The organism is Micromonospora marincola (assembly GCF_056150385.1).
In genome coordinates this window covers 48,550-70,238 of sequence record NZ_JAXCFT010000001.1, presented here as the reverse complement: position 1 = coordinate 70,238, position 21,689 = coordinate 48,550, and the positions used below count along the sequence as shown (strand labels likewise).

Annotated in this window: 18 protein-coding genes; 5 read left to right on the top strand and 13 right to left on the bottom strand. The window is 65.0% G+C overall.

The window, feature by feature from the left end:
• The first annotated feature begins 29 nt into the window (after nucleotides 1–29).
• The 5 genes from SM450_RS00310 (at nucleotide 30) to SM450_RS00290 (ending at nucleotide 5,067) form a co-directional block, all read left to right on the top strand.
• The gene (locus tag SM450_RS00310; RefSeq protein WP_474617614.1) at nucleotides 30–470 is read left to right on the top strand and encodes a hypothetical protein; all 441 of its coding nucleotides are present in this window, start codon (nucleotides 30–32) and stop codon (nucleotides 468–470) included.
• The gene (locus SM450_RS00305; RefSeq protein ID WP_474617613.1) at nucleotides 467–988 is read left to right on the top strand and encodes a hypothetical protein; all 522 of its coding nucleotides are present in this window, start codon (nucleotides 467–469) and stop codon (nucleotides 986–988) included. The genes SM450_RS00310 and SM450_RS00305 overlap by 4 nt, the downstream gene beginning before the upstream one ends.
• Entirely contained in the window at nucleotides 985–1,881 is an 897-nt protein-coding gene (locus SM450_RS00300; protein ID WP_474617612.1) for a CBASS oligonucleotide cyclase, read from the top strand. The genes SM450_RS00305 and SM450_RS00300 overlap by 4 nt, the downstream gene beginning before the upstream one ends.
• A complete protein-coding gene (locus SM450_RS00295; protein WP_474617611.1) occupies nucleotides 1,878–2,816 on the top strand; it encodes an S-4TM family putative pore-forming effector in 939 nt (312 codons plus the stop codon). The genes SM450_RS00300 and SM450_RS00295 overlap by 4 nt, the downstream gene beginning before the upstream one ends.
• A gap of 310 nt (nucleotides 2,817–3,126) precedes the next feature.
• Complete coding sequence (locus tag SM450_RS00290) at nucleotides 3,127–5,067, top strand: AIPR family protein (RefSeq protein WP_474617610.1); 1,941 nt, start codon at nucleotides 3,127–3,129, stop codon at nucleotides 5,065–5,067.
• Nucleotides 5,068–5,167: 100 nt separating this feature from the next.
• On the opposite strand, the gene SM450_RS00285 is transcribed toward SM450_RS00290, so the two are convergent.
• The 13 genes from SM450_RS00285 to SM450_RS00225 form a co-directional block, all read right to left on the bottom strand.
• A complete protein-coding gene (locus tag SM450_RS00285; protein WP_474617609.1) occupies nucleotides 5,168–8,332 on the bottom strand; it encodes a type I restriction endonuclease subunit R in 3,165 nt (1,054 codons plus the stop codon).
• A complete protein-coding gene (locus tag SM450_RS00280) occupies nucleotides 8,332–9,609 on the bottom strand; it encodes a restriction endonuclease subunit S (RefSeq protein WP_474617608.1) in 1,278 nt (425 codons plus the stop codon). The genes SM450_RS00285 and SM450_RS00280 overlap by 1 nt, the downstream gene beginning before the upstream one ends.
• A complete protein-coding gene (locus tag SM450_RS00275; protein WP_474617607.1) occupies nucleotides 9,606–11,351 on the bottom strand; it encodes a type I restriction-modification system subunit M in 1,746 nt (581 codons plus the stop codon). The genes SM450_RS00280 and SM450_RS00275 overlap by 4 nt, the downstream gene beginning before the upstream one ends.
• A gap of 229 nt (nucleotides 11,352–11,580) precedes the next feature.
• Entirely contained in the window at nucleotides 11,581–12,288 is a 708-nt protein-coding gene (locus SM450_RS00270; RefSeq protein ID WP_474617606.1) for an HAD family hydrolase, read from the bottom strand.
• 49 nt (nucleotides 12,289–12,337) lie between these two features.
• Nucleotides 12,338–12,946 carry a hypothetical protein gene (locus tag SM450_RS00265; RefSeq protein ID WP_474617605.1) on the bottom strand — a complete coding sequence of 203 codons (609 nt, stop codon included), beginning with the start codon at nucleotides 12,944–12,946 and terminating at the stop codon, nucleotides 12,338–12,340.
• Nucleotides 12,947–12,964: 18 nt separating this feature from the next.
• Entirely contained in the window at nucleotides 12,965–14,269 is a 1,305-nt protein-coding gene (locus SM450_RS00260; protein ID WP_474617604.1) for a glycosyltransferase family 2 protein, read from the bottom strand.
• Nucleotides 14,266–15,432, bottom strand: coding sequence for a radical SAM protein (locus SM450_RS00255; RefSeq protein WP_474617603.1), 1,167 nt, complete (start codon nucleotides 15,430–15,432; stop codon nucleotides 14,266–14,268). Before SM450_RS00255 ends, SM450_RS00260 begins: the two co-directional genes overlap by 4 nt.
• Nucleotides 15,433–15,470: 38 nt before the next feature.
• A complete protein-coding gene (locus tag SM450_RS00250; RefSeq protein ID WP_474617602.1) occupies nucleotides 15,471–16,367 on the bottom strand; it encodes a glycosyltransferase in 897 nt (298 codons plus the stop codon).
• Nucleotides 16,364–17,479: a radical SAM protein gene (locus SM450_RS00245; RefSeq protein ID WP_474617601.1), complete on the bottom strand. Its 1,116-nt coding sequence runs from the start codon at nucleotides 17,477–17,479 to the stop codon at nucleotides 16,364–16,366. The genes SM450_RS00250 and SM450_RS00245 overlap by 4 nt, the downstream gene beginning before the upstream one ends.
• A 497-nt stretch (nucleotides 17,480–17,976) precedes the next feature.
• Nucleotides 17,977–18,177: an FxLD family lanthipeptide gene (locus tag SM450_RS00240; RefSeq protein ID WP_474617600.1), complete on the bottom strand. Its 201-nt coding sequence runs from the start codon at nucleotides 18,175–18,177 to the stop codon at nucleotides 17,977–17,979.
• A 43-nt stretch (nucleotides 18,178–18,220) separates the two neighbouring features.
• On the bottom strand, nucleotides 18,221–19,444 hold the full coding sequence (fxlM, locus tag SM450_RS00235) for a methyltransferase, FxLD system (RefSeq protein WP_474617599.1): 1,224 nt from the start codon (nucleotides 19,442–19,444) through the stop codon (nucleotides 18,221–18,223).
• 270 nt (nucleotides 19,445–19,714) lie between these two features.
• Nucleotides 19,715–20,800, bottom strand: a complete 1,086-nt coding sequence (locus SM450_RS00230) for a class I SAM-dependent methyltransferase (protein ID WP_474617598.1) — start codon at nucleotides 20,798–20,800, stop codon at nucleotides 19,715–19,717.
• A gap of 36 nt (nucleotides 20,801–20,836) precedes the next feature.
• Nucleotides 20,837–21,679, bottom strand: coding sequence for an endonuclease/exonuclease/phosphatase family protein (locus SM450_RS00225; RefSeq protein WP_474617597.1), 843 nt, complete (start codon nucleotides 21,677–21,679; stop codon nucleotides 20,837–20,839).
• Nucleotides 21,680–21,689: the final 10 nt, after the last annotated feature.

The following is a 21,689-nucleotide window of genomic DNA, read 5'->3' as shown; positions in this document are numbered from 1 at the left end:
TGGGCGTCGTATCACGGCAGGTGCCGTCCGTGCCCGTACGCACGTCGGTCGCCACATGGAGCACGATCATCGACCTGCTCACCCCACCGGGTGCCAGCGCTCGCGCTGACTTGGAGGCGGTCACGAGCACGGTGGCCATGCTGATCGCCGAGGAGTACTCCCGCGAGACTCCGATCGTAGTGATGCCGGTCGCGGGAGATCGGGTGCGGATCTACACGATGCACGGCGCAGCCGCGATCGAGGGCGAGGACCCTGCGGTTCTGGCGACCTGGCCGTTGGCCGAGGCCGGCTGGCGGATCTCGCTGCCGTGCGGCGCGGCCGACCTGGATGATGTCCGTACAACGTTGGAGCCTCACCCGTACTTCGAGGTTCGTGATGTCACCGAGGGCATCGCCACGGCCAGCACGGCGCAGCAGCGGGGTGCGAGCGGTCGCGTGGTGATCGACTACGCGGAATTGGAGCGGTCGTGACCAGTACCGTCCGCGTCAACACCTACACTCACGCGACCACGCACGTCGCCACGAACATGCTGCGCGGGATGAAGCAGATTATCCGGCAGAGTGGCCTGAGCACGAGCCAGATCATGGGCGACTGGGCGGTGCTGGAGGCGGGCATCGCCGCGTGGCTCAACTCGGGGCACCTCAAGGGCCTGGTGCTGGAGATCTACGACCCGGGCAAGCGCGCTGGCGACGATCTGGTGGGTCGCTTCGACTTCACCATCGACTACACCTACTACGGCGATGGTGACGGCGAGTTGTGGCTGGACCCGGACACCGTCTCCTACACGGTCCTCAAGAACGGCTCGTATCCGTCGCGCTGCGGCTACCGGCTGATCGCCGATACCGCCCCCGGCTACCCGTCGGTGGACGGCTGGTCCACCACCACGTTCCGCTCGACCGCCGGCTTTACCCGGCACTCTGTGGGCACTGCGATCGGCGGCGGCAGTCTCGGTGCTGGCCTGCACTACTACACCCGGAGCAATGGATGATCAGCGTCAACGAGGCGTTCTACAAGTTCCGCAGCAACCTGGAGACCACCGACATCGAGGACGCGTCCGCGAGCGCCCGGCAGAAACGGATCCGGGAGCAGCTCGACGCCGACAACACTCTCGACATCACCAGGGACTTCCTCACCGGCGCCTACCGCCGGCACACGAAGACCAAGCCGCTGCGCGACGTCGACATCATGATCGTGCTAGGCAACATCGAGTATCTCGACCGGCACCCTCACGACATCCTCGAAGTCGTCCGGGCAGCGCTAGTCCCCTATTACGGCGAAGCCCGGGTGTGCTGCGACCGGCGCGCCGTCCGGGTGGACTTCGGGGTAAGGATCGTCGATGACGTCAGCGATGCCGACGAGGTCGTGTCCTTTGACGTCGTGCCCGCCTTCGTCAACGACGACCACTACCTGATCCCCGACGACGTCACCGGCGAGTGGGTACACACCAACCCCGAACTGCACTACGACGCGGCACGGAACGCCAACAAGGACTTCGCGGAACAGTGGAAACCACTCGTCAAGATGATCAAGAAATGGAACCAGGTCGCTGGCCACCCGGTCGAGCCGTCCTTCCTCATCGAGGTGATGGCCCTAGAGTTGATCACCGGCCCGTGGACCAACAGCCATCCCCGCGAGCTACGACAGTTCTTCGCCAGCGCCGCCAGCCGCATTGATGAGGGTTGGCCGGACCCGGCCAACATCGGACCTGACGTCTCCGACGTCGTGGACAATGACCCAGCGAAGATGGACACCGCCCGCAAGGCGCTCCGCGCGGCCGAGGCGGCCTGCACCGCAGCGATCAACCTCGACCGGACCGGACGCACCGGCGAAGCCCTGACCGCATGGCGCGCACTGTTCGGACCGCTGTTCCCGCTCTCATGACCAGCACCCATGCCGCCCGGCCAGTGCCCGAAGGAGCCACGGCCCGCATCACCCAGCGCCAAGACGAGCCACAGCACCTCAACCGGCTCCTTGCCTACAGCCGCGACTACCAGATCGCCCACCGTTGGCGGCGCGCCCGTGCTCTCGGCACGTTCGCGCTCGCCGCGGTCGGCCCGTTCATCTCCTTGTTCATCCCGGCCACCACGGACCTGGTCGCCGCCATCAGCGCCGGATGGCTCGTCCTCGGCCGCACCCTGCTAACCGGCATGGAACAGCGAGCCACCCAGCACGCCGCCCGAGTCCAGGAACTCTACGACACCAATCTGTTCCACATGCCGTGGAACACCGCCCTCGCCGGTCGCAAACCTGCACCCGAAGATGTGGCCGCCTCGGCACGCCACATCACCGACGACACCAAATACCGCAAGTGGTACAGCGTCGACCTTGGCGCCACACCCTGGCCCGCCGATGTGCTGCTCTGCCAACGTCAAAGCATGGTGTGGAGCCGCCAAGAACACCGCGCCTACAGCGGCACCATCCTGACCACCGGCGTGATCTGGTTCATCATCGGACTCGTCATCGCCCTCGTACGCGACCTGAGCCTCGCCGACTACCTGATCAAGATCTTCCTACCCAGCGCCCCAGCCTTCCTCGACACCATCGAACTCGCCCGACAGCACTGGCAACACGCCAATGCACGTCAACAGGCCGAGTACAAGATCGACGACCTGTGGCAGGCATACGCTACCCAGCCCGACACGCTCGCTATCGGCAGCTGTCGAGAGGTCCAGGACGCAGCTTTCCTGCTTCGCCGCGACGGGCCTCGTGTGCCAAACCTGTTCTACCAGCTCCGCAGAGCCAGATCAGAAGCCAACACCAGAGCCGGAACCGCATCGCTACTTTACGGGAGCAACGCAGGACAAGCACCCGAATGAGGCCACGTGCGAGAGCGCAACCTCCCGTAGACTCCACAGCTGATCGGATCGCAGCCGCGGCGGGTGCCGAAGCCAGCTCGCGTCGTGGATTCAAGTGCGGGGAGGCCGGGTGTCCCAAGGGTCGGGCCCGTCGCGGCAGATGAAGGTGATCTCCGACGCTCTCCGTCGGAGATTCGAAGATCATCTTGATCTGAGTGACATCACGAATCCAGACCCGGAGGAGCGCAGGCGCTGCCTTCTCACTCGAGCGCTCGCGGCAGCTATCGCTGCGAGCCGCTCAGGCTGTGACGATGTGCGGGCAGCATCGTTGGTGACTGACGGCGGGCAAGACTTCGGTGTAGATGCAGTGGCGTTTGGCGCTGGAGCGTCTCGTCTCTGGCTGATTCAAACCAAGTGGAGCGACAAGGCAGAGGCGCGCTTTGGCGAGAACGACGTCATATCCATGGCGGATGGGCTACGCAGAATCGACCATCGGCAGTTCGACCGCTTTAACGATAAGCTTCGCGCCTACACCAACCAGATATCGACGATTCTGGACGATTCCCGCGCGAGTATCACGCTGACAATCGGAATCATGCGTCACGCGGCGCTGCACGACAACGTGTTGCTACGCCTCAGGGAATTGCGGGACGAATACAACGCTCACGGCCAGTACCTCGACTTCGAAATCATAAGCATCGCGGACATCTGGGAGATGATCCGCCGAACTGCGCAGCCAGAGCCGATCGGACTGAACTTCGACCTCCAATCCTGGTATCCAGTGGTCACACCAATGCAGGCGTATGCCGGCCTTACCACAGCGGCTGCGGTTGCCTCCTGGTATGAGGCGCATGGCGATCAACTGTTCCGACGCAACATTCGAGAGTCACTCGGCGTCACCCAGGTCAATGCTGATATCGCTCAAAGTCTCGTTGACGAGCCCCACGAGTTCTGGTATCGGAACAACGGAGTCACGATCCTCTGTGATCACCTCGACATGACTCCGAAGAGCAAGAGCGCACCTCACGGTATCGCCAATATCGATGCAAAGAACGCCAGTGTCGTTAATGGCGCACAAACGGTTGCCGCAATAGCGGAAGCCGTTCGGCGCGACGCTGAACGCGTTGGCTCAGCGATCGTAGGAATCCGAATCATCAAGAGTGCCGACGAGGCCACCAGCGCCGAGATCACGAAGGCCACCAACACCCAGAACCGCATTGAGCGGCGAGACTTCGTAGCACTCGATGAGGTACAGCTTGCGATTAAGGAGGAGTTTGCCCTCACCCTCGACCTGACCTACGCTATCCGGCGAAGCGAGTTTGAGCCATCCCCAGAAAGCGGGTGCACGGTTCGCGAGGCTGCCATAGCGCTGACCTGCGCCCATCCCGATCCCCGCTTGGTGCAGCGGGTCCGCACCAATGAGGATTTACTTTGGGAGGAGGGGGCCCAGGGAACGTACTCCAGAATCTTTGGAGAGCCTCCGCCCGCAGTTCAGATCTGGCGGTCCGTGTTGCTACTCAGACGAGTGCGCGACTCCCTACATGCCGAACGGAGCCAGTGGGAGGGGCGCGCCGCCGCCGTAGCGGAGCAGGGAAGCCTTGTTATCGTGCACATCGTCTTTCAGCAGATCGGACGAGACGGCATCGACGATCCAGATTACGCTTGGGAGGCGGAGCTGGAGAAGGTGCCCGATCTCGTAGGCCAGGCGGTCCGTCGCCTAGTAGCAGAGATCGACGGCCAGTTTGGGCTAAACTCCTTTATCCAGCCGACGCTGTCCTCGGCAGACCGTGTTCTGTCGCTGGTGCGTGCGACGAGGCGAGCGTTCGAGGCGGGCGACGCCGTACCCGAACTGCGGCCTGACTACCGCCCCGCCCCGAGGCAACGGGCGCCTAGACGCCGAAACTCTGTGCATATCCTCGTCGATGCTGGCCGAATCAAGGACGGCAGTAGTCTTCAGTTCCACGTAGGCACCGAGGCAGAGCGGCAGGCACTTGCTAATTGGCTGGCCGAGGATAGCCGCAGGAGCGTAGCAACCTGGGTCAACGACCGAGCGCGGCCCCTGGTCTGGTCTGCGGACGGTAAACGCTACACACCAACCGGGTTGGCTAACCGAATCTGGATGCTTGCAGAGTGGAGTGGTGCACCGATCGCTGTGCAGGGGCCCGGTCGTTGGCACCTCGGCAGGGAGGGTTCCCTTGCTGCCCTCGCAGAAGAGGTTCAACGTACGTTGGAAGACCCCAGCCAATTTGAAGCCACGAGCCGTCAGCCGTGAGCTGCCGGGTAGACGCCCTGTCAAGCCCCGAGTTGGATGGAGAGTTGGTTAGCTGATTCTAAGCGGTCAGGTGAGCGGCTGGGTCACCGCGTATAGCGCCTCAGTAAGATCTGCCGAGGTCGGGCTGCTCGCATTCGGCCCGCTGGTCGATCGCCGCCTCGTAAAAGGCATCCGCGAGGGCCATGATGACGGCGTTGATGCCAGGGCCGTCGCTGAAGAAGTAGTCGGCCATGGTGTTGTGGGCGTCCTGGTTGTCGACGACCGCCTCGGTGACCGCCGCTTGGAAGTCCTGTGACTCCATAAACTGCTTCTTCGAGTTCACCTTGGCCTGGTTGACCAGGCCCGGGTAGGCGAGCAGCCGCTGTACTAGCCCCTGTACGAACTCGCGGACCTGAGACGCGGAGAACGACTCGGCGCCGAAGAGGTCGTTCATCTTGTCGATGACGACCTGGAGTGCGACGTACTTCGGCTCCTTCCGGGTGCCCGTGCCGGCGGCACCGATGCCCTTGAGCTGACCGTCACCGGTCAGCGAGATGTCGACCGCGTTCGCCTTGGTGTGCTTGACCCCGACCAGGACCACGTCGGAGAGGTCGACCTCTGCGGCCCAGGAGGAGTCTGCGATGACCTTCTCCAGAAGCCGGAGGAAGATCGAGAGCATCTCCATGTACGGGTCGCCGTAGTCGACGATCTGGCTCATGAAGTCGTAGAGCCGGACGTAGGTGGAGACGTCCTTGCGGAACAGGTCGAGGGTGTTGAGGGTGACCTTGTCGTCGGCCTCGACTGCCGTCGCGTAGCGGCGGGCGAAGTCGTTCTTGGCCGGGCTGATCGCTGCCGAGAGTGCGTTGTTGCCTTTGCGGGTGACCCACAGTTCGGCGACCTCGCGCACCTGCTCTGGCGTGTAGATCCCGGCCTGGGCGAGCTTGTTGGCGAGGTGGACAACGATGTACGGGTCGGTTTCGGTCTCCAGGGTGGCGTTGGTGAAGTACGGCTCGAACGCAGCCCGGATGTCCTCAGGCTTGTTCACGAAGTCGATGACGAACGTCTTGCGCTTCTGCTCCCCACCGGCAGTGCGGTGGGTGCGGTTGAGCCGGGACAGCGTCTGCACGGCGGTGACCCCGGAGAGCTTCTTGTCGACGTACATGGCCGAGAGCAGCGGCTGGTCGAACCCTGTCTGGAACTTGTTCGCGACCAGCATGATCTTGTACGTCGCGCCCTTGAAGGCGGCGGCCAGGTCCGCGCCGGCACCGGGGTTCAGCTTGGCCTCGGTGAACTCGTCGTCCTTGCTCGGCTGCGGCCCCCAGTCCGAAGCCCACTCCGCATCCTCGGCCATCGTCACGGAGTTGGAGAAGGCGACCAGGGTGCGGTAGTTGTAGGAGGCGTCCTTGGCGGCCCGCTTGGCGATGTAGGCGTCGATCGCCTTCTTGTACTTCACCGCGGCCTTGCGCGAGTCGGTCACGACCATCGCCTTCGCCTTGCCCTCCAGCAGGTGGGCGACGTTGGCGTGGAAGTGCTCGACGATGATCTGTACTTTCTGGCTGATGTTGGTCGGGTGGAGCGTCACCCACCGCATCAGCCCCTTACGCGCCGCGGCCTCCTCCACCACCTTGTCTCCGTCGCCGCTCGCGGCCCGGCCGGCGATCTTCAGTGCAGTGTCGTAGGACTGGTAGCCCCTGAGCACGTCGAGGATGTAGCCCTCCTCGATCGCCTGCCGCATCGAGTAGAGGTGGAACTCGACCGGCTTCCCGTCAGGACCCTTGCGGCCGAAGAGCTCCAGGGTCTTGTTCTTCGGCGTCGCCGTGAACGCGAACCAGGAGATGTTCTCCGACTCGGCCCGCTCGGTCATCTCCGAGGCAAGGATCGCCTCGACGTCGACCTCACCGCCCTCCTCGATCTCCTTGACCTCCTCCACGGTCAGCACAGCCTTGAGCTTGGAGGACATCTGGCCGGACTGCGACGAGTGCGCCTCGTCCGCGATCACCGCGAAACGACGCCCCTTCAGCGACGAGTCGACCCGGATCTCATCGAGCGCGAACTGGAAGGTCTGCACCGTCACCGCGATGATCAGCTCCCCGTTCTTCAAAGCGGTCGCCAGTAGCCCGGACTTCGACTTCGCCCCCGCCTTGCGGACGTCCTCCGGGCTGATCGTGGCCACGATCTTCCCCGACCCGTCGATCTGCCGGATCGCCTCCTGGAGCTGCCCGTCGAGCACGGTGCGGTCCACGACCACGATCACCGAGTCGAAGACCTTCTCGTCGTTCACGTGCAGCCGCGCCAGCCGGTGGGCAGTCCAGGCGATGGTGTTCGTCTTCCCCGACCCCGCCGAGTGCTCGATCAGGTAGCGATGCCCCACCCCCTCCTCGCGCACCGCTGCCACGAGGGTCGTCACGGCCTCCCACTGGTGGAATCGTGGAAAGAGCATGCTTCTACGCCGCACCGACGTCCCGGTCGCGACGTCCCACTCCTCCTTGGTTTCCACGATCATCAGCCGGCCGATGATGGTGAGCCAGGCGTCCTTTTCCCAGACCCGTTCCCATAGGTACGCCGTCGCCGACCGCCCGCCCTCACCCGGCGAATTCCCCGCGTCACTCTCGTGACCCATGTCGAACGGCAGAAACTGGGTATTCTCGCCCTCCAACTTGGTGGTCATCGCGGCCCGGTCGTTGGAGACCGCGAAGTGGACCAGCGCCCGATGCCCGAACGACAGCAGTGGCTCTGGCCGCCCGCTGGTCAGCGGATGCCTGTTCTTGCGGTACTGGTTGATCGCCTCATCGAGAGACTGCGTGAAGTCGGTCTTCAGCTCGACGGTGGCCACCGGGAGGCCGTTGACGAAGAAGACCAAGTCGATGCTGCGCTGATCGGCGGTGGAGAAGCGCACCTGCCGCATCACCCGCACCCGCATCGCCGCGTACTGCGCATTGGTGGTCGCGTTCAAACTGGTCTCGGGCCGGAACTGCGCCATCTTCAACCGGCCACCACCGATGTACTGCACCCCGTTACGCAGGATGTTCAGCGTCCCGCCACCATGTTCAAGAGGCTTGTCGAGCGCCGTGGTCAGCACATCGAGGAACTTCGCCTGGGACCCCGCCGCCTTCAAGGCCTTCGCGTACGCCGCCTGCTGGGTCTCCTCCAGCCAAGCGAAAAGGTCCACGGGGAAGAGCGCCCGCTCCCGGTCGTAGCCGGTGTCGTTCGCCGAGTAAAGCCACCCGTGGGACTCCAGGTACGCGCAGATCTCGGACTCGAAGACGACCTCGTTGTGATCGGCCATCACGCCATCTCCGGTACGTCGATCCGGCCCGTCACCGCCGCCGTGATCAGCGCCGCTCGCCGCTCGCGGGCGAGTTCGATGAACCGCTCCGTCTCGGCGATCAGCGCGTCGATCTTCGGCGTCTCCTCGTCCAGGTATTCAACAATCCGCCGCTGTTCGTCGAGAGGCGGGAGCGGGATGCGAAAAGCCTTGAGATCCCCCATGCCGATCGTGCGAATCGTCGATCCGTTCTGGAACGAATCGAAGAACGGTTGCATCGCATCCGCGAACAAGACCCAGAGGTACTCAGGATCAAGGAGCGGTCCACAAACCCACGCAGCGAAGTGCTGCGACGTCGCCATCGGAACCCCCATGACCGCTGTCCGTCCCACAGTCGCGTCCCGCGAGAGGACGACAGTGCGCGCAGGGAGCAGGCGCGCCGAACTGTTAGCGATTCCGGCATCGCTGATGCGCTGCGCCGTGTCTAGGAGGTACTTGGTGCGGCGCATCGTGCCGACGTCGTGGAGGCTCACCCACGGGATGTAGCAATCCGTCCACCAATCCTCTCGTGATCGGCTCGGCGTGTGACCGCTCTCGAGTTGAGCGACCGAGGTTAGCGGGACAACTCGCCAGCTCGCCGGGATCTTGCTTGCCCACGGCAAGGGGCTTTCAATCTCTGCCACCTGCATCGTTCCGTGCAGGGCTACGTGCACGCGGAGTGCATGCCGTCGTTCACGAAGCATCTTAATCAGGCACTGCTGCTCCTCGACGAGCCTGTCGATGCGGGAGGTCTCGCGGTCGAGGAAGTGCGCTATCGCCCGCTGTGCTCGACGGTCAGGTAGCGGGACTGAGTACGACCCGACAAACGAGTCAGGGACACGGCGGAGGCCACCCGACCCGGTCATATGAGATTCGCCCTGTTTCAGAAAGCGCGATGACCGAAGAATCCAACCGAGATAGTCCGCCTCGACCCTGTTTGACGGTCGCATGACTGTGACCTCGGTCGTCGCGAATGCCTGGCCATCCGGGAGATTCCGCGCAACAAATCCTTTACCGTTCTCGAAGCACGGGGTCACCTTGGCGAACGCAATATCACCGTCCGCCACGTAGGAGTATCCCTGACGGAGATCGCAGAAGGGGCGCCGACGGCTCGTATCTGCTGGACCAAACTCGGAGATCGCTTCCATCGGAAGGTAAACCGCATCACCTACGGAGTCCGATGTGGGACGTGGGTTAAACGACACGAGATACCGCAGGGGCACCATGGGCGCTGCTGATAGCTCTTCCCGGACACTCACCCCTCCACCTCCCGCAACAGCTCAAAGATCTTGGCAACCTGCTTCTCTAGGTCGGCGTCAATCTCGACGAGAGGGCGGGGTGGGACGTACTTGTAGAAATGTCGGGTGAAGGGGATCTCGTAACCGGTTTTGACCTTTGTCCAGTCAATCCAGGCGTCCGGGGCATGCGGCTTCACCTCGGCTTCGAAGTACGCCTGGATAACCTCGACCTTGCCGGTCACAACAGTGGTCGAGCGACTATAGGTGAACGGGACGTTCTCAGTGTCGCGCTTCCTCGGGTCCGGCTTGGGTTTGCCCTTGCGGTCGACGACGGGGTTGCCGAATTTGTCAAGGAGGGGGCGCTCAACGGTGATGGTCCAGTAACCGAACTCGTCGTTGCGCAAAACCTTGGAGCAGTCCGGGTTGGCGTCGGTGAAGTCAGCGTACAGCTGGACGACCTTGGCGCGGTTCTCCTCGCTGAGCTCGCGATTCTTGGCACCGAGGTTCTTGCGCATCTTGGTCCAGAACGACGTTCCGTCGATGAGCTGGACCAAGCCCTTGCGGTCTGGGTGTTTAGCGTTGTCGAGGATCCAGATGTAGGTGGCGATCCCGGTGTTAAAGAACATGTTCGTCGGCAGCGCGACGATGGCTTCGACCAGGTCGTTCTCCAGCAGCCACTTACGGATGTTGGAGGGGCCGGAGTCGGCGGCTCCATTGAAGAGTGGCGAGCCGTTCATCACGATGCCGGCCCGGCCGCCGCCGTCCTCCGGCGCCCGCATCTTGTGAACCAGGTGGAGCAGGAAGAGCATCTGCCCGTCCGAGGTCGCCGGTAGGCCGGCGGCGAACCGGCCGAAAGGGCCGGCTTCGTCGCGCTCCTTCGTGACCGCCTTGGCGTACTGCTTCCAGTCGACCCCATAGGGAGGGTTGGACATGCAGAAGTCGAACTGCCGGCCCTTGAACGCATCATCAAGCAGCGTGTTGCCGAAAGCGATGTTGGTCGCATCGTGGCCCCTGGCCAGCAGGTCGGACTTGCAGATCGCGTACGACTGCGGGTTGTACTCCTGACCGTACAGGCGCAGCTTCGCCGCGGGGTTCTGTGCAAGCAGGTGTTCTTCGGCCAGGGCGAGCATGCCGCCGGTGCCCGCGGTGGGATCGTACAGCGAGCGGACGATGTCGGCCTCGGTCAACTCAGTGTCCTTCTCGGCGAAGAGAAGGTCGACCAGCAGCCGGATCGCGTCCCGTGGGGTGTAGTGGTCGCCGGAGGTCTCGTTCGCGGCCTCGTTGAACTTACGGATGATGTACTCGAACGCATCGCCCATGTCGGCGTTGGAGACGACGTCTGGATGCAGGTCGACAGCCTTGAAGGACGTGATGACCTCGCGTAGCAGCCCGGCCTTCTCCAAGGCTAAGATCTCCTTCTTGAAGTCGAAGTATTCGAACACGTCGACATCGGGCGAGAAGCGGTCGATGTAGTCGGCCAGGTTGTCCGCCAGCCCGTCGGCATCAGCCAGCAGGTTGGCGAAGGAGTAGTTCGAGGTGTTGTAGAACGGCATACCGGTCGCCTTCTTAACCTCGATCTTGAGCCGGTTCGGGTTGTCATACTCTGCCGCCAGCGCGCGCACCGTGTCCCGATTGGGCTCAAGGATGCAGTCGAGGCGTCGCAGGATTGTGAGCGGGAGGATCACGTTGCCGTACTGGTTGGGACGGTAGGGACCCCGAAGCCGGTCCGCGATCGACCAGATGAAACTACCGAGCGCGCTCACAAGGCTCCTCACGAGGATCACCGACGACAGATGCTGGACGCTCAGCGTAAGCCCGCGCGTGCCGTCCGAGTAGGTGGCGGCCCGCCGTCTGCAGTAGCCGACGCGTCATAGAACATGATCGCGCATCACGACACCCGCCTGCCACGAGGCCGGTAGCAGCGACCGGCTGAGCGAATCCCCCGCAGGTCCGGCGCCTCGGCCAGTCCCCGCAAGTAGCCCGCATGCGGCGTCAGCTTGTACGAGGCGAATTCGTCGCCCAGCTCGTCCCCGCAGTGGGTGCACCAGTTCCCGATTCCATCCAGGTGGTCAGGGCTTCCAGTACGTCGTGGACGTCGCCGATGCCCATCTTGTATAGCACCGCCTTGCCGCCCTGCTCTACGAATGCGGCGCAGTTGTCGGCGCGGTCGTCGATCAGGGCAGCGTCGGCGAAGGTAAGGCCATGTTTCGCCAGCCAGGGCCCGAAGAAGCGTTGGGGGTCTTCGGCCTTCAATGCTGCGACTTCGCTGGAGCAAATGATGTCGTCGAGAATGACCGCCCAGTCGGCCAGCGTCTCGGACTGCGGGGTCGGCCGACGCCTCTTGGCACGCGCTCGGTCGAATGTCTGCAGGAAGCAGTCCATATTGTCAGTCGCCAAGACAACCAACAGGTGCGATTTGATCTTGCGAAGGGCTTCGAAAAGATCGGCGTTGACTCGCATTTTTGCGCAGTCGACGTATAGTCGTCGCGTGAGGAAGTCCTCGCGGAATCGACCATCTAGCTCGATATCCATAGACTTAATGATGTCTTCTGAGGAAAGCAGTCCTTTCATCCACTCGTTGGCCTTGTTCTTGAATACCTCGGCGAGGTTCGCTTCGAGTTGCGCTTTCAGTGGGTGAGTGGCGCTTTCGCGTATTGACATCCAGAAGGGGTCGCGTGACAGAACGCTGTGCCAGTCCACGAAGACGACCTTGCCGGCTAGCGGCACCTGTATCACGCGGGCGGCCCTCCTAGTTCGCAGCGGCTGTCGTCAGTAGGCCGCGGACCTGGGCTTGGGCGAGTTCGACCAACTCGCTGGGGTCGAGCGTCGCGTCAAGCCACATGATCTTCTGATCTCCGGTCATCTCGGTGTAGTACGACCGAATCCCTGAATTGAACTGCGCGTCGATGAAGATGCTGTCGTCGGGGAACTTCCCCCGGTTGCGCTCGTGCACCGTCGCCTGCGGCACGTCTAGGTATAGTACGAGATCGGGCCAGGATGGAAGGCGCGCCTCGGCCACGGCGCGCTGGGCGGGACCGAAGCATTGCAGCCCGGTGACCTGTTCGATGGCGTGGCGATGCGCGAGGAAGGTGTTCGGCCCCCGGTCTAGCAAGATCAGGTCGCTCGCGGCGTGCAACGCCGCCTCGGTTCGCGCCCGCTCGATGTGGATCAGCTCGCTGAGCCCGGCGGCGTCTTCGTCGAGGGTTTGGGGTACGGGGTTGGGAAGAAATCGGCCACCGCCGACAAAGTCGGCGTAGCACCGCACGTGTGCGATGGTCAGCTGCGACAGCGCTTTCAGCAACCCTCGGCTGAGGGTGGTCTTGCCAGCGCAGCATGGGCCCTCGACGGCAACGATCACAGTTTGTGAGTTCATGGTCTACCGGCGCTCGGTTTTCCCGATGCCGGAGCCTCCTTTCACAAGGTTGGTGGCGCCGATGAGTCCGCCGAGGCCGAACAGCACGGTGGCGAGGGGGCAGGTCAGGACGCGGATCACGCGCTGCCGCAGGTTGTCTGGCTCGCCTAGGGTGCGGTCGGTAGCGACGAGTTGGGCGAGGTAGATCACGGCGACCGCGGCAGCCACGAGCTGGATTGGCCCGGATGCGAGGCACAGCGTGGCGAGGATTGCCGGGGCCGCGATGGCGCAGCCGAGCCATTCGCCGGCCGCGCCGAGTGCGGAGGCTGCTTGGAGCTGTGCGCGTGCGCCGGGCTTGGTCGACGGTTGGCGGAGGTAGCGCAGGGCGCGGGCCGGTCCGAAGAACCAGCGCGATGCCTGTTCGACCTGGGCCGTGATGGTGTCGGGGACGGCAGCGTGGTCGAGGCCGGCGACTGGGACCATCTCGGTGTTGTGCGATCCCAGGTGGAAGCTGTACTGCATGTCCTCCATGGGCGAGCCGGCGGGCATTGGGTGGTCCAGCAGGAACGACAGCCGGACGCACAGTCCGTGTCCAGTGACGTGGGCGTAGACGTATGAGCAGGCGGCGCGCTTGAGCCGTCCTACGCTGCTGGATCGGTTGATCAATCGGGGAATCTCGAATCCGAGTACGAAGCGGTTGGCACGCAGCGCGCCGGCGTCGCACACCGCCCGAGTCAGGCCATGTAACGCTCCGGCCTCGCGGCGGATGGGCGCGCGTAGCTGGAACCGCGACGACTGGTGGAAGACGTGTGCGGTGGGATTGACGGCGATGGCGGCTTCGAAGCGGGTCAGCGCGTCGAGTGGTGGTCGTGAGTCGGCGTCGTAGCAGACAAGGTATGCGCCCGCAGGCGAGTCGTCTGCGGGCAGGGTTGACGCGCAGTGGTTTGCTGCGAAGTTCAGCTGATCGCCCTTGAGCCCGCCCGTGTTCGGATAGTGCAGGTGGGTGAACCTCCCGGAGGTGGCGAGTTCCTTCACTATCGTCGCGGTGTCGCCGTCCGGCGATGGCTCGATGGTTTCCCGGGCGGTGGTGACGATGATGACGTGTGCTCGGTGCCCTTCTGTGAGGCTCACTATGTGCTTGATCGTTTCGGCGATGATGGCGGCCTCTCGCAGAACCGGGACCACGACGAACAGCGCTGGCCTTTCCCCGGCCGCATCCACCGTCGCCGGACGCGGCGAGGCAGTCAGGAAAGCCCTGGACCGCACGATCGCGGTGAGTATGAACAGCTGCCGCACAAGGATCGTCAGCATCACGACCATGGCGATCATGGGCGGCTCGGGCGCTGCCGTTTGACACCGGCTCTGCCGTCATCGCCCACGGCGAGCCGGGTGGCGGCGAGCGCTTCTGCATCCGCTCCCCCGCTGTGCTCGCCTGAGCCCGTGTAGCGGATCTTGCGCTGCTGCTTGACGAAGTGTGTCGGGTCGTCGATCAGCGGCTTGTCGTAGGGGCGCGCCTCGTCTGCGCCCCATCGCGTTACGTACTGCGCGTGGAAGCCGTCGCAGACTTGGCGGAGCGCGCAGTCGCCACAGGCCGGGACGTGGACGTAGTTGTGGCGCTGCTGCTGCCTGCGTGAGGCGTCGAGGTACCACGCCGGATCTGGCTCGCCTTCGTGTCCGGTGTCGTACCAGGAGTTGTAGTCCCATTCGTGCGGGTCGTAGGGCAGTTGGTAGCCGGTGTAGACGTGTGCTTCGTGGCCGGGTAGCTGGCAGGGTGGCATGTATCGGACGTTTGCCTCCACGCCGAGCGCGGTGCAGCGGTCGATCGCGCGGGCCAGATGTGGGGCGATCTCGGAGTGCCGCGCCTGGAATGAGATCTCCGGGTCGGCGGTCCACTCGAAGTAGGGGTTGAAGGTCAGGAAGTTGACGACACGGGCGCCCGTCTGGCCGGCCAGGTCCGCGATGGCCTCTAGCTCAGTCAGGTTGTCCTTGATCATTGTGACGTTGAAACGGAACGGAATCCCCAGCTCGCGCAGGTTGTCCAGTGCCGCGATCTGCTTGGCGTAGTTGTCTCGGCCGCGGCCGTGGATCTCCCGTACGGTGTCGCCAATGCCGTGGATCGAGACGAGGAAGTCGTGGATACCGGCGTCGGCGAAGGCGCGTGCGTTGTCCATGTCGGCCAGGTGCATGCCGTGTGTGATCATCGTCGGGCGAAGGCCGATGTCAGCCGCGTGGCGGACGATCTCCAGCGCGTTGGGGTGCAGGGTTGGTTCGCCGCCCATGAAGTCGACAAATTCGTTGTGGTAGAAGTAGCGGAACTTGTCGATGGCGGCACGCGCCTCGGTGGGTGGTATCCATGCCTTCGCGTTCAGGGAGACCTTTTCGTCGTAGCAGAACTTGCACCGGACGTCGCAGGTGAGCCCGAGCCACAGCACACCTCGGCGGGTGATCTGCCGTTGCCTGGTCCAGTCGGTTGCCAGCGGTGCTGACCTCATGTGCTGTCTCCTCGTCTGCCGTCAGATTGGGGGTCTGGTCACAGGTAGAGCTGTCGGAATCGGATGGCCCCTTCGACCTCGCCCGTGAGCACTCCGGCGGCCTCGATGAGTTGGAGGACCATCCGCGAGGCGGGGCCGGCGTCCCCGTGCACGAGTCGGACTGCCGCGCGAGGGCTGTCGCGGATCGCTTGCGCGGCGCGCCGGAAGGGGTACGGGTCGAACACGAGCCGCTTGCCGGAGTGCTGCTTGTACTTGGCGAATAGGAGCACCTGGTAGATGGCGTAGAACCGGAACCGGCGGAAGTGCGCCCGCACCGTGGGTCGGTCTTCGTGCCATACCACCGCGTCGGGCACGATCTCGGCGCTGCTGCCCGTGAGGCCGAGCTTGTAGCAGATGTCCACGTCGTTGCCTGAGCGGAGGTCTTCGTCGAATCCACCGACCTCGCGCAGTCCGGCGGTCACGAAGCCCGCGTTGGCCCCCGCTACGTATGGCAGGTGCAGGGCCGGCAGGTAGTTGAGCCGGTCTTGGCCGTTGACGATCGTTATCGCGTGTCGCTGCGTCCAGGTCTTCGGCGCGTACGGGCGGATCACGCCACCGATCACCGATGCCGGCCCTTCCTTAAGTGCCGCCGTCATGCGCTCGATCCACGGCGGATCGGCCACGCAATCCGCGTCGGTGAGCAGCAGGTACCGGCCACGAGCCACGGCCAGGCCGGCGTTCCTCGCCGCCGCTGAGTTGGCATCCGGGAGATGCAGGTACCGGATCGCGTCGCTGGCGTCGGCTAGGTCACCGAATCGCTGGCTGCCGTTCTCTACGATGATGACCTCGTAGCGGTCGCGCGGCAGGGTTTGGTGCCGCAAGCTGTCGATGAGGCGGTAGACCCGCTCGTCGTCCTTGACTGGTACCACCACGGTGGCGAGGGGGTCCTCGGTCATGGGCGGAACTGCCGGCACATGTTGGGCACGAGGCCGAGGGTCATGTTCCGCGGTGACGAGCACCGCTGACAGAACGGGATGCGCTTCTCACGGAACTGCTCGAACGCTTCGCCGGTCCACACCTTGGCCAACGGCGTCTCCATGACGTTGCCGACGACGCCGACGTGCGAGATCTCTACCAGGCAGCAGGGCAGCGCGGAGCCGTCGGGCTCGATGAGGGTGTAGAGGTTCGGGACGCGGCAGGCCGCCTTGACCGACGCCGTATCTGGCCAGTAGATGCCCTGGGCGTAGTTCTCGTCCGAATTCTCCCGAGAGAAGAAGGTACCCATCACGTACTCGGCGTTGTCCTTGACGATCTCCGGTACGTCCTTGGCGCGCAGCACCGCGTGAATCGCGGGCACGACCTGGTCGCGGAACTCGTTGATCTCCGGCGCGGTCAGCAGCGATGCGCCGGTGTTGTCGCCGTAGACGTTCATGAAGTAGATCGATGCGATGCCGGAGTCCACGCAGTGGGCGACCAGTTCGGGGATTTCGCGGAAGTTGTGCCGGGTGATGACGCACATGTAGTTCATGCGGAATTCCGGGGCGTCCGAGCCTGCCTCACGCACTACGTCGATGGCCTTCATGATCGTGGGTAGGGCGTTACGGACGCCGCGAAGCTTCTCGTACCTCACCGGGTCCAGTGTGTCCACGGAAAAGTTCCACGCGCCGAGCCCGGCATCGATGATCTCCCGGGCTTTGTCCACTGTGACACCGGTGCCGACCGAGTTCATGAGAACGAACACGCCGGGATGTCTCTTCGCTGCTTTGATCACCTCGATGAGGTGCGGGTACAGCAGCGGGTCGCCGCCGCTGAGCTGTAGCTCTTCCATCCCCAGGGCGGCAGCTTCGTCAATCGTGCGCAATGCCATGTCCAGGGGCATGTGCCCTGGGTTGGGCATACGGACGCCGACCTGACGAGGTACGACCTGGAGAGCTTGCTTTCGCTCTGCGACCATCCCGGTGTAGAAATCCTGCCGAAGATCGCAGTATGGGCATTTGTGGTAACAGTAGACGGTGGGCTTTAGCACGAACTGCTTGAGCTGGCGAGCATGTGTCTGCATCGAGAACATCTCCCGTCGCTGGCGCTGGCATCGACCCTTATTTCTATGTACGACCAATCGTGACCACTGTTCCGGTGGTCTCGATGGCTCGATCAGCGGCGAGTAGCGCATCAGTCATCTGCGCTACTCGCTACTCCCTTCGGCGCGGATTGGTCAAACACCTTTCCGACTCGGAACGGACGGCCAGCATCGGCGTTGCAGCCCTGTTCCGTCGTCCTGGCCCGGGATGGCCGGCGGCAGCGGGGCGGGGGATGCCCGCTGCCGCCGGCCGGGGACCGGCCGCCGTCCGTTGCCGCGTCCTGCGGCCGGTCGAGTAGGCGCCGTACGGCGCCTACCGGATTCGGCTGCTGAGCTGGGTCTCCCAGCCGCCCAGTTTCAGGCAATCGCTCAAGACGTAGCTGCACTCGCGAGGACGGCCCGGCGGACGGCAGGCGCATCGCGCTCGACGCGCTGTCGGAGACGAGCTGGTCGACCCGGCGGAGCTGCTGTTGTGTAGAGCCTGAGGGTCAGGCCGGGTCGTTCGACGAAGTGGGGCAGGCGCTGGTGCTGCAGGTGGTGCCGCAGCCGTCACTCGTGCTGCATGCCATGATCACCAGCGGTGTCGTCGCTTCGATCACCCGCATGTCGAGCACGAAGTCGTCGTCGGTGACGACCTGGGCGTCGGTCGGCGGGGCGTCGAGGACCGTGGTCGGCGGAGCCATCGACATCACTCTCCTTCCCTGGAGGGGTTGTGGTGGTGCCACCTGGTCGTCAGGACCAGGAGATCGAGATGACGCCGTGGGTTTTGTCCATGACAGCGGCGTCGGAGGGGATGCGGGTGTGGTCGCTGTCGGTGGGCCAGTAGCCGAATCGGGGCTCCACGTCGCGTCCGGTGCGGTCCCAGGCCCGGATCTGTTCGACCATTGCGGCGGCGGCGCGTTCGCCGTCCGGTCCGAAGGCGCGGGCGCCGAACTCGAAGCCCTCCCCGTCGGGTGCAGGCTGCAACGCCAGGTAGGCGATGCCCGCGCCGTGGACGACGCCGTGCGGGAACCAGAGGCGCTCGGCGGCAAGGTCGGTTCCGTCGTCGGCGGCGACGCGGCAGAAGCCGGGCAGGAACCATGCGAGCCACAGATGCAGGTCCGCGAACGACACTCCGCTTGCGATCGTCACGTCGGACCACACTTCGGTGCGCTCTCCGGCGAGGACGCCGGCGAGACGGTCCAGGTGTTCGGGTACGTCGGAGTCGAACCGGAGCCGCACATACCTGCCGTTCGTATCGGGCAGGAGAAACACCCGATCGGAGTGCGCGCCGTCGCCCTGCATCGGCACGAACCCGGCGACCTCCACCGACCTGCTGACCAGGTGGTCGCCGTCGCGGCGGAAGCCGATCGTCCTCGTGACCGCGTTCATGATCAGTGGAAGGACGATCACTCCCCGCTCGCGTAGTTGGTCGCGCAGCGCGGGGGCGATGTCCCAGGCCCCGACGGTGACGATGATCGCGTCGAACGGACCCTCGTCGGGCACGCCGTGCTCCGCGTCGGCGACGAGAACCCGCACGCGGCTGCCGTAGCCGTTGGCTTCGAGTAGCGTCGCGGCCCGGTCGGTGACCTCCGGGTCGATGTCCACGCTCACGACCCGACCGGCGGGGCCGACGATCTCGGCGAGGTACGCGGCGTTCAGACCACCGGAGCCGACCTCCAGCACCGTCATGCCCGGCGCGAGTTCGGCCTGCTCCAGCATCCGCGCCTGGATATAGGCCGCGGACACCGACGAGATCGCCACGCCGTGCTCGTCGCGCTTGGTCACCACCGACTTGTCGACGCCGTAGGCGACGTTCAGGTCGGTGCCGGGAGGCATGAACAACTCGCGCGGCACACGGCGCACCGCCGCCTCCACCGCCTCCGAGGTGATGTTGCCTCGGGCCTGCAGGTCGCGCACGAGCGCGGCGCGCAGCTCGGCAGCGCGATCGGCGATGTCCGTGTCGGTCTGACTCATTCGCTGCTTCCTCTTCCTCGGGTCAGATCGTGGAGCACTGTTGCCGGTGGCAACGGCCGAGGCAGTGTCACTGGTACGGCCGGCCATGGCAGGCGTTCGCGGGGTGGGCCGGCGGCAGGGGTCGGGGGTACCCGCTGCCGCCGGCCCGGTGACCGGGCCGTCCGTGGCCGCCCCTGTCACGACGGTCCGGTCAGGTAGCCGCCTGACGGCGGCTACAGCGTGGGGTGGTGCAGTTCGGGTCTGCGCCGCCCCTGGTATCGGGCTGCGGTTTCAGTCTTGGGCGGCTCGTGTGGCTGGCCGGGCGGGCTGGTGTGGTGTGGCCGGTTTGCGGGCGTGCACGGTGCGGCGTTCGTAGGAGGCGAGGAGCACGGTGGGGTCGGCCATGAGGGTGATGAATCGGTCGAGGTCGCTGTGGGTGAGTTCGGGTTGGACCAGGTGGGGCCGGAGGTGTTCGGCGGTGCCGGCGAGGATCTGGCAGCCGGGGCCGCCGCCGGTCCAGGTCTCAACGCTGCGGTGAGTGCAGACCGGGTTGAGGCCGGCGGCGACGAGCGGCGCGGTGACATCGAGCGGCCAGGTGGGACGGCCGGTGCCGGTGATGAGGCTGTAGATCATCGTCGCGAGGTGTTGGATCAGGTCGGCGTCCTCGCCATGTGGGTGGAACACCCGGGCGGGGGTGAAGGGGAGGTCGGCGAGGATCAGCCAGCCGCCGGGCCGTAGCCGGTCGATGGCCTGTCGGATCACGGCGTCCGGGTCGGGCAGGGGGCCGTGGAACCAGCGTGCGACGGCGACGTCGACGGTGTCGGGTTCGCCGGGCAGGTCGCCGTCGGTGAGGGTGCGTTGGTAGACGTCGATGACGGCGGTCGGTGCGAGATAGCTGGTGTCGTTGTCGACCGCGGTGACCCTGCCGTTGGGCCCGACCCGGTGGGCCAGATGGGCGGTCAGCTCGCCGGTACCAGCGCCGATCTCCAGCACCCGGTGGCCGGGCTGGATCGGGATGCGGTGCAGGTCGTGACGGATGGCCGGGTCGAGTAGTTCGAGCAGCCGCGGCGGGCGCAGCCGTCCGATCCGGGTAGGTGTCATCATGACGCTCCTGTTCGCGGCGATTCGTTGGCGTAGGTCACGGCTCAGCTCGCCGGGCCGGACGTAGCGATGCGGACGGGCGATGGCCAGCGCGGGCAGTTCCCGCAGGGGCGTGGACGGCCCTTCCGCGGTAGCGGTGTCGCTCTTGCCACCCCAGGTCGCTGCAGTCGGTTCCGGTGAGTGGGGCGGCAGCCACTGCGCGACCTGGCCGGTGTCGAGGGCGCTGGCCAACGGCACCGTGACCATGGCGACGTCGCCGGGTGTCGCGGTGGGCATCGAGGTGTGTAGGGCAGGGCCCCGTCTGCTCGGCGGTCACGAATCGTCCGATTCCCTAGGCGAGGCAGGGAACGGCGCCTGCGACATTGCCTGCGGGTCGAGGTCGATCATGATCGGTAGGTGGTCTGACAGTGTGTGTGCTGCGGGGGTGTCGATCGGGTGGTAGCTGCGCAGCGCTGTCGGCCGGTTGGTCCAGAAGACGTCTTCGCGTCGTCTCCAGCCGCCGCCGTGACCGCCGGTGGCCTTCCACGCCGCGCCCAACTGGGGTGCGGCGTCCCGGAAACCGCTGCGCTGCATCAGCTGCGACGGGCGCCGATCGGCTACTGGAAGGGCGTCGGCGTCATCGTTCCACCGGACATGCCGGGCGATCCACTCCGGGGGAAGAGCCGACCATTCTGGCTCGCGGTCGTAGTCGGGGTCCGCGCCGAAGGAGTTCCAGTCGGCGGCCAGGATCGTCGCGTCCGACAGGGGAAGCTGCCCGGTCAGGGTGTACGTGTCGGCGAGTTGCTTGTCGGGGTTCCAGGGCGAAAGGTGGGTGACCGCCACCGTCAGCGGCACCGGCGCGCCGACGTCGAGCCGGACCACGCCCAGGCCGTGCCACATGAGCAGGTCGTACGACCGCTGCGACAACATGGTGTACTCCGGGCGCCACAGAATCGCCAGGTGGCAGTCGGAGTGTTTCGCGGGGATCGCGAAGGCGGCCATCCCCAGTGCCTCGGCTATCGCCTTCACGAGCCGGTCGAGTTTCTCCGGATCGCCGCCAGCGGCGTAGATCTCCTGCAGACACACGATGTCCGGGCGTAAGAAGCGCAGCAGCTCGTGTTGGCCCCGCCGGGTCGGCAGCCCCGACTTTCCGTACGACATCAGGTTCCAGCTCACGACACGCAGC

Bases quoted from the DNA above. Each gene is read 5' to 3' on its own strand.
- SM450_RS00300 (WP_474617612.1), top strand. From the start codon at position 985: ATGATCAGCGTCAACGAGGCGTTCTACAAGTTCCGCAGCAACCTGGAG.
- SM450_RS00295 (WP_474617611.1), top strand. From the start codon at position 1,878: ATGACCAGCACCCATGCCGCCCGGCCAGTGCCCGAAGGAGCCACGGCC.
- SM450_RS00285 (WP_474617609.1), bottom strand. From the start codon at position 8,332: ATGGCCGATCACAACGAGGTCGTCTTCGAGTCCGAGATCTGCGCGTAC.
- SM450_RS00260 (WP_474617604.1), bottom strand. From the start codon at position 14,269: ATGATCGCCATGGTCGTGATGCTGACGATCCTTGTGCGGCAGCTGTTC.
- SM450_RS00255 (WP_474617603.1), bottom strand. From the start codon at position 15,432: ATGAGGTCAGCACCGCTGGCAACCGACTGGACCAGGCAACGGCAGATC.
- SM450_RS00250 (WP_474617602.1), bottom strand. From the start codon at position 16,367: ATGACCGAGGACCCCCTCGCCACCGTGGTGGTACCAGTCAAGGACGAC.
- SM450_RS00245 (WP_474617601.1), bottom strand. From the start codon at position 17,479: ATGTTCTCGATGCAGACACATGCTCGCCAGCTCAAGCAGTTCGTGCTA.
- SM450_RS00240 (WP_474617600.1), bottom strand. From the start codon at position 18,177: ATGTCGATGGCTCCGCCGACCACGGTCCTCGACGCCCCGCCGACCGAC.
- fxlM (WP_474617599.1), bottom strand. From the start codon at position 19,444: ATGAGTCAGACCGACACGGACATCGCCGATCGCGCTGCCGAGCTGCGC.
- SM450_RS00230 (WP_474617598.1), bottom strand. From the start codon at position 20,800: ATGCCCACCGCGACACCCGGCGACGTCGCCATGGTCACGGTGCCGTTG.